The following is a 7039-nucleotide window of genomic DNA, read 5'->3' as shown; positions in this document are numbered from 1 at the left end:
CCCGTACTTCGACGCCGTCGACGACTCCTTCTATCGGGACGAGCTGTACCGCGCGGTGCGCGTCGCGATCACCGCCGCGGGCGGCGCCGGGGCGGCCGGTTCCGGGCCGAACTGGCTCGCCGCGGTCACCGACGCGTGCGGCGACATGGCCGCGGCCGCCATGATCTCGGAGCTGGCGGTGGAGCCGCTGCGGGTCACCGCCGACCCCGACGCGTCCTATGTGAACACCACGCTGGCGGGCGTGCAGGTGCCCGTGGTCGACGGCCAGGTCCGCGAGCTCAAGTCCCGCCTGCAACGCGTCAATCCCGCCTCGGCCAACGAGGAGTACATGACGCTGTTCGGCGAGCTGATCACGCTGGAGCAACGGCTGCGGGGGCTCAAGGAGAAGGCCGTCGGCGGCCTGTGATCGGTGTGTCAATCCCCCGATAACCACTTGTGATTGTCGTACCGCGGCATTACGGTCCCCGTGTGCCAGACGATCGCCCCCTGATTTACGCGCGCCACCTCGTCAAGCGCTACGGCAGCGCCGTGGCGGTGGACGGCATCGACCTGAACGTGGGCCGTGGGCAGGCCTTCGGGTTCCTCGGGCCCAACGGCGCGGGCAAGTCGACCACCATGCGGATGATCGGGTGCGTGTCGCGGCCCAGCGACGGCGAGCTGTCCGTCCTCGGCCTGGACACCGCCACCCAGGGCCCGGCGATCCGGGCGCGGCTGGGCGTCGTGCCGCAGGAGGACACCCTGGACACCGAGATCACCCTGTTCGAGAACCTGGTGATCTACGCGCGCTACTTCGGCATCAAATACAAGGTGGCCAAGGAGCGGGCCCGCGAGCTGCTGGACTTCGTCAAGCTGTCCGACCGCGCCGACGTCAAGGTCGAGGAGCTGTCGGGCGGCATGAAGCGCCGCCTCACCATCGCCCGCGCCCTGGTCAACGAGCCCGACATCATCATGCTGGACGAGCCCACCACGGGGCTGGACCCGCAGGCCCGCCACCTGGTGTGGGAGCGGCTGTTCCGGCTCAAGCAGCGCGGCATCACCATCATCCTCACCACGCACTACATGGACGAGGCCGAGCAGCTGTGCGACCGCCTGGTCATCATGGACGCGGGGCGGATCGCCGCCGAGGGCTCGCCGCGCGAGCTCATCGACGCCCACGTCACCCGCGAGGTCGTGGAGTTGCGCTTCGAGGGCCGCCACACCGACGAGCTGTCCGACATCGCCGACAAGCTGGACGGCATCGACGCCCAGGTCGAGGCGCTTCCCGACCGGATCCTGTTGTACGCGAACGACGGCGACGCCGCAATGTCCGAAGTGCATGGACGCGCGATCACCCCGTCCAGCCTGCTGGCCCGCCGCGCCACCCTCGAAGACGTCTTCCTGCGCCTCACCGGCCGCAGCCTCATCGAGTAGGAACGGACATGGTCGGCACCTTCCACGCCTTCGAATACTGGCTGATGAACTACCGCCGGGTCTGGTACGGCTCGGTGCTGTCCACCTTCATGCTGCCCGTGCTGTTCCTGGTCAGCATCGGCTACGGCGTCGGCGCGTACGTCAACAACACCGGCGCCCTCGGCGGGGTCTCCTACGCCGCCTTCGTCGCCCCGGGCCTGTTGGCGTCCACCGTCCTGCAGACCGTCGGCGGCGAGATGACCTGGCCGGTGTTCGCGGCGCTGCGCTGGGGCCAGCAGTACAAAGCCATGCAGGCGTCGCCGCTGTCGCCGCCGCAGATCCTCGCCGGGCACCTGCTGTACGGACTGATGCGCTCGCTGATCGCGGCCAGCGTGTTCTGCGGGGTGCTGGGGGTGTTCGGGATCTTCTCCCGGCCCACCGCCCCATTGTCCATAGTGTTCGGGCTCCTGGTGGGCTTCGCCCTGATCGGCTGGATCTACTCCTTCTCCGTCACGGTGAAGAACGAGGTGGCGCTGTCCATCATCCAGCGCTTCGGCATCGTGCCGGTCAGCCTGTTCTCCGGCATCTTCTTCCCACTGTCGCAGCTGCCGACCTACCTGCAACCCATCGCCTGGATCTCCCCGGTGTGGCACGGCGCCGAGCTGTGCCGCTGGGCGGCATCGGGCACCGCAACCCCGTGGCCCTGGCCCGTCCACGTCGCGTACCTGCTGGTGCTCGGCGTGCTGGGCTGGTGGCTGGCCAGCGCGCGACTGCGCCGCCGGATGACGGGCTAGGAGAGGACAGAGGCCATGACCGAGCTCGCCGTGCAATGGGTCCGCTTCCGCGGCCTGCGCCGCCCCGGTGCGATGGTGGAACGCAACTTCACCGCGCACCGCCGCGCCTGGCTGCTCATCGTGTCGGGGGTGTTCGAGCCGCTGTTCTACCTGCTGGGCCTGGGCATCGGTGTCGGCGCCCTGGTCGGCAAGATCCCGCTGCCCGACGGGCGCCACGTCGACTACGCCACCTTCGTGGCCCCGGCGATGCTCGCCAACGCCGCCATGATGGCCGCCATCGCCGAGACCAGCTTCAACGTCTTCGGGAAACTCAAGTGGGCCAAGCTCTACGACGGCATCCTGGCCACGCCGCTGCGCCCCATGGAGATCATGATGGGCGAGACGGCGTGGGCGCTGCTGCGCGGCGCACTGTACGTCGTGGCGTTCCTCGTCGTCATGGCCTCGATGGGCATGATCGCCTCGGCCTGGGCGATCCTGGCGCTGCCCGCGGCCGTCCTGATCGGTCTGTCCTTTGTCGGCATCGGCCTGACGATGTCCACGCTCTTTCGATCCTGGACGGACTTCGACTGGCTGATGTCGATGGTCTTCGTGATGTTCCTGTTCTCGGGCACCTTCACCCCGATCGAGAACTACCCGGTCGCCCTGCAGTGGCTGGTGTACCTGTCCCCGCTGTACCACGGCATCGAGCTGGTGCGGGGCCTCACACTGGGCCTGCCGCAGTGGGGCCTGCTGGGGCACGCCGCCTACCTGGTGCTGATCGGCGCGATCGGCATCACCGTGGCGTCCAGGCGGATGGGCAAGCTGCTGTACAAATGACGCCCGGTACGGTGAAGCCGTGCTGAGGAGGTTGTTCGCCGTCGCGCTGGCGGCTGTGGCGCTGCTGCTGGTACCCGTCGTGCCCGCCCAGGCTTCGGGGGCGAAACCGCACGTCCTGGTGTTCACCAAGGCCGCCGACCCCAAGCAGGAACACACCGCCACCAGCACCGACGTCAACCTGCTGCAGATGTTCGGCCGCCGCTACGGCTTCGAGGTGGACGCCACCGACAGCGCCGCGTCGTTCACCCGCCCCACGCTCGACAAGTACGACGTCGTGTTGTGGCTCAACAACTACGGCGACGTCCTCGACGCGAAGCAGCAGCGGGCCTTCGCCGCCTGGATGTCGCGCGGCGGCGGCTACGTCGGCGTGCACGGGGCCTCCCGCGCGGAGCGCCACTGGAAGTACTACCACGACCTGGTCGGCGCCTTCGAGGTCACCGGCGAGGGCCAACCCACCACGGCGCGCACCGTCGCCGTCGACACCGACCAGTCCCCGGCCCGCTACGCCCCCGAGCAGCTGGAGGACCACGACGACCAGTGGTACCACTTCGACCGCGACGTGGCCAAGCGCAAGGGCTTCGACGTGCTAGCCACAATAGACGGTGGCCTCAACGACTCCACCCTGCCGGTCGCCTGGTGCCACAAGTTCGAGGGCGGCCGCGCCTGGTACACCTCGATGGGCCACAGCTCGAAGAACTTCGAGGACGGCGACTTCGAGAAGCTGCTGCGCAGCGGCATCTGGTGGGCGGCCGGGATCAAGTCCCAGCCCATGGTCAACGTCTCCGACTCCACGCCGTCGTGGCCCTACGGCCTGACCTTCCTGGCCTGGATCGCCGCCGTCGCCGCCGGAGGGGCGCTGGCCGTGGTGCGGCTCAACCGCCGCGAACGCCTGGCCTGAGCCCGGCTCAGATCGCCGGGTCGCCGTGGCTCTGCCGCGCCCGCGCCGAGGTGGTGACGCCCGCGGTCTCCCAGTACTCCGGCCGCATGTCGTCCACCTCGACCTCGACCACGCCGTCCCCGAACCAACGCTCGCCGAAACTCGTGCGCAGGAACCGTTCCCGCACCGAGCCCGCCACGTTCCCGGCCTGCTGCTGCACCGTCTCGACGGCCCCGCGCACGGTCCGGTTGTCCCGCACCTTGCGCGCCGCCGACACGATCTGCTCGTACCGTTCCCGCCCGGCCTTGGCGCCCAAAACGTAGCCCACCGCGACACCCGCCACGAACATCCACTTACGCATATCTCACGCCTCCCATAGCCGGTGACAACCGCTGCGCGCCCATTGTGCCGCCTTCTCACCCAGTGTGAGCCCACAAGTCGCAATCTTGACAAACCCAGTTGCCGACACCCCGAAACCCTGTTGTACTCTGTTCCAGGTTCGCCACGGCGGACACAGTCCCCGATAGCTCAATTGGCAGAGCAGCCGGCTGTTAACCGGCAGGTTATTGGTTCGAGTCCAATTCGGGGAGCTTTTCTTTTTCGGCTTCTACCAGCCAATATACCCGGTTCGGCGGTCGCGACACGCCCGAGATTTCGATCCTTGGGCATGAGCTTGGGCATGAACATCTTTGAGGGATGCCCATGAAGACTCCGAAGACCCGCCAACGCGGCAACATCGAACCCCGCGGCGACGACACCTTACTTTGCGCATCGTATTCACGGACTGGCGAGGGCCGGGAAATCCACTATCGCCGCCGCCGGGCTCGTCGCCGAACTGAGCCACTACGACCGCACAACCATCATCTACGCGCCTCGCCCCTACGCCATCCTGTCCATCCTCATCGGACACGTCGCCGGAATGGTGTTCGATCACGGATCCAGCCTGTGCCACCTGGCGATCCTGCTACGCGAAGCCGATGTACCCGCCGCCATCACGCCGACCCCCTGCAACCCCACACCATCCGTGCCATCTCCATCGCCGACGGCATTCTCCACATCACCACCAGGGGCCCCTCCGATGTCACACCGTGATGAAACGCTGACCCTATACACGTCTTGACTTCACGGGAGGGTTTTGTCCATGCCGCGATGGTTTGGCTTGCTGCCCAGGCAACGACGCCCCGAGACGGGCACAAAGGACGAACCTGTAGGTGAGGGGGAGGTGCTGGCGGAGTTGGAGGCACTGGGCTGGTACAGCCACGCCGAGACCACCGCCAATGCCGGGTTGTGGACGATGCTGCGGCGTCTGCCCGCCCTCATCGCTCGGGCGCTGGTCGTGGCCTGGGGGGCATCGAAAACCACGACGATCGCCGCGGTGGTGTTCAACGTCGCCGCCGGTGTGGCGGTGACGTCCGGGTTGATCGCCACCAAGAACGTCGCCGCGGCCCTGTTTACCCAATCCCCGACAGTGGACCGGTTCGTGGCCGCGGCGCCGTCGCTGGTGGCCGTGGCGATCGCCGCGGGCGCCCGAGCGGGCCTGGGTATCGCCGCCGGCTGGGCCCAGTCGAGGCTCAAACCCCTGGTGACCAACGCCGTGGAGGTCGAGTTCTTCGCCCTGAGCATGCGGGTACCGTTGGCGGCCTTCGACGATGACGACTTCGCCGACTCCATGCAACGCTGCCGGGACCGCGGCCTGGACACCGCGGTGTGGCTGGTGCAGTACGCCATCGACGCCATCACCGGCGCGGTCACGGTGGTCGCGGTGGCCGTGGCGATCGCCTCGTTCCACCCGATCCTGCTGGTACTGCTGGCGGTCGCGGCATGTCCCGCGGCGTGGGCGGCGCTGCGGTCGGCCAAGATCGGGTACCTGTCATTCCAGACCCGGGTGTCCCGGCGGCGTCGCTTGTGGATACTGCTGATGATCATGGCTGACACGCGGGCAGCCGCCGACGTACGATCGCTCCAATTGGCCCCCTGGCTGTCGGCCCAGCACCGGGCCATGGCGCGCACCGAAACCAGCGCCGAGACCACCGTCGCCAACAAACAGGCCGCCACCCGCGCCGCCGGCAGCATCGCCTCCGGGGCCGCCGCGGTCGGCGTGTACGGGGTCCTGGCGTGGCTTTTGGCCACCGGCGCGATCCCGATCGCTGCCGGGGCCGCGGCGGTGTTGGCGTTGCAGCAAGGTACTTCGGCCATGCGCAACCTCATCAACGCCGTCAACGAATGCTACGACTCCGGCCTGTATGCCGGTGACCATCAATCGTTCATCGATGACGCCCGCACCCGCACCGCCACCGCAAACCCGGCGTCCGCAGACGATGCCACCCCACGCTCCACAAGCGGCACCGAGGCGGCAGCCGCGTCAACCACGTCGGCACAAGCTTTTGCCTCTCCGGCGGTTCCCGACGTGATCGCCTTGGACAACGTGTCGCTGCGCTACCCGGGCGCCCAGACCAACGCGATCACCGACATCTCACTAACCATTGCGAAGGGACAGACCGTGGCGCTGGTCGGGGAGAACGGGTCCGGCAAGACCACCCTCGCCAAAGTCCTCGCCTGCCTCTACCAGCCCACCAGCGGGACCATGGCCTGGGACGGCATCGACACCACCACACTCGACGTCGAAGCATGCCGTAGCCACATCGGAGTCATCGGCCAAGACGTGCAACGCTGGCCATTCACCGCGGCGGCCAACATCCGCATCGGCCGCGCCGCCCACACCACCAACGGCCACGCCAAGATCGAGACATCAGCCCGCGCCGTCGGCGTCCACGACACCATCACCGACCTCCCCCACGGCTACGCCACCCTCCTCGACAAAACCTACAAAGACGGCGTCGACCTGTCCGGCGGCCAATGGCAACGCCTGTCGGCCGCCCGCGGCCACTACCGAGCCGCCCCAATCCTCATCTGCGACGAACCCTCCGCCGCACTGGACCCCCGCGCCGAACACGCCCTATTCGACCACCTACGCCACCGCGACGGCACCACCATCCTGATCACCCACCGCCTGGCCAACATCCGCACCTGCGATCTCATCATCGTCCTGGACAAAGGCCACCTCATCGAAACTGGCAGCCACGACGAACTCATGGCTCAAGGCGGGCAATACGCCGAGTTGTTCACCCTCCAAGCCAAGTCATACAGCGACCACTAAGGACAC

6 protein-coding genes, 1 tRNA gene and 1 pseudogene are annotated in these 7039 nt (G+C 67.8%); 7 read left to right on the top strand and 1 reads right to left on the bottom strand.

Translation table 11 applies throughout. The features are described 5' to 3' along the window. From VE172_RS05255 to VE172_RS05235, 5 genes and pseudogenes are all read left to right on the top strand, one after another. Nucleotides 1-406: pseudogene (locus tag VE172_RS05255) on the top strand (DNA primase); the annotation flags it as partial. 62 nt (nucleotides 407-468) lie between these two features. Continuing rightward, nucleotides 469-1410 carry an ABC transporter ATP-binding protein gene (locus VE172_RS05250; protein ID WP_324798162.1) on the top strand — a complete coding sequence of 314 codons (942 nt, stop codon included), beginning with the start codon at nucleotides 469-471 and terminating at the stop codon, nucleotides 1408-1410. Nucleotides 1411-1418: 8 nt separating this feature from the next. Further along, on the top strand, nucleotides 1419-2183 hold the full coding sequence (locus VE172_RS05245) for an ABC transporter permease (protein ID WP_324798160.1): 765 nt from the start codon (nucleotides 1419-1421) through the stop codon (nucleotides 2181-2183). A 15-nt stretch (nucleotides 2184-2198) separates the two neighbouring features. After that, the gene (locus VE172_RS05240) at nucleotides 2199-2999 is read left to right on the top strand and encodes an ABC transporter permease (RefSeq protein ID WP_324798157.1); all 801 of its coding nucleotides are present in this window, start codon (nucleotides 2199-2201) and stop codon (nucleotides 2997-2999) included. A 19-nt stretch (nucleotides 3000-3018) separates the two neighbouring features. Then, on the top strand, nucleotides 3019-3897 hold the full coding sequence (locus tag VE172_RS05235; RefSeq protein WP_324798154.1) for a ThuA domain-containing protein: 879 nt from the start codon (nucleotides 3019-3021) through the stop codon (nucleotides 3895-3897). Nucleotides 3898-3904: 7 nt separating this feature from the next. On the opposite strand, the gene VE172_RS05230 is transcribed toward VE172_RS05235, so the two are convergent. After that, entirely contained in the window at nucleotides 3905-4237 is a 333-nt protein-coding gene (locus tag VE172_RS05230; protein ID WP_324798152.1) for a hypothetical protein, read from the bottom strand. Between the two features lie 156 nt (nucleotides 4238-4393). Here VE172_RS05230 and VE172_RS05225 point away from each other — a divergent pair. Continuing rightward, nucleotides 4394-4466, top strand: a tRNA-Asn gene (locus VE172_RS05225). Between the two features lie 632 nt (nucleotides 4467-5098). After that, nucleotides 5099-7033, top strand: coding sequence for an ATP-binding cassette domain-containing protein (locus tag VE172_RS05220; protein WP_324798149.1), 1935 nt, complete (start codon nucleotides 5099-5101; stop codon nucleotides 7031-7033). Nucleotides 7034-7039 lie beyond the last annotated feature (6 nt).

It is taken from the genome of Stackebrandtia sp., from assembly GCF_035643755.1.
Classification (GTDB): Bacteria; Actinomycetota; Actinomycetes; order Mycobacteriales; family Micromonosporaceae; genus Stackebrandtia.
This window is presented reverse-complemented; position numbering and strand designations above follow the sequence as displayed.

Bases quoted from the DNA above. Each gene is read 5' to 3' on its own strand.
- VE172_RS05240 (WP_324798157.1), top strand. From the start codon at position 2,199: ATGACCGAGCTCGCCGTGCAATGGGTCCGCTTCCGCGGCCTGCGCCGC.
- VE172_RS05245 (WP_324798160.1), top strand. From the start codon at position 1,419: ATGGTCGGCACCTTCCACGCCTTCGAATACTGGCTGATGAACTACCGC.
- VE172_RS05230 (WP_324798152.1), bottom strand. From the start codon at position 4,237: ATGCGTAAGTGGATGTTCGTGGCGGGTGTCGCGGTGGGCTACGTTTTG.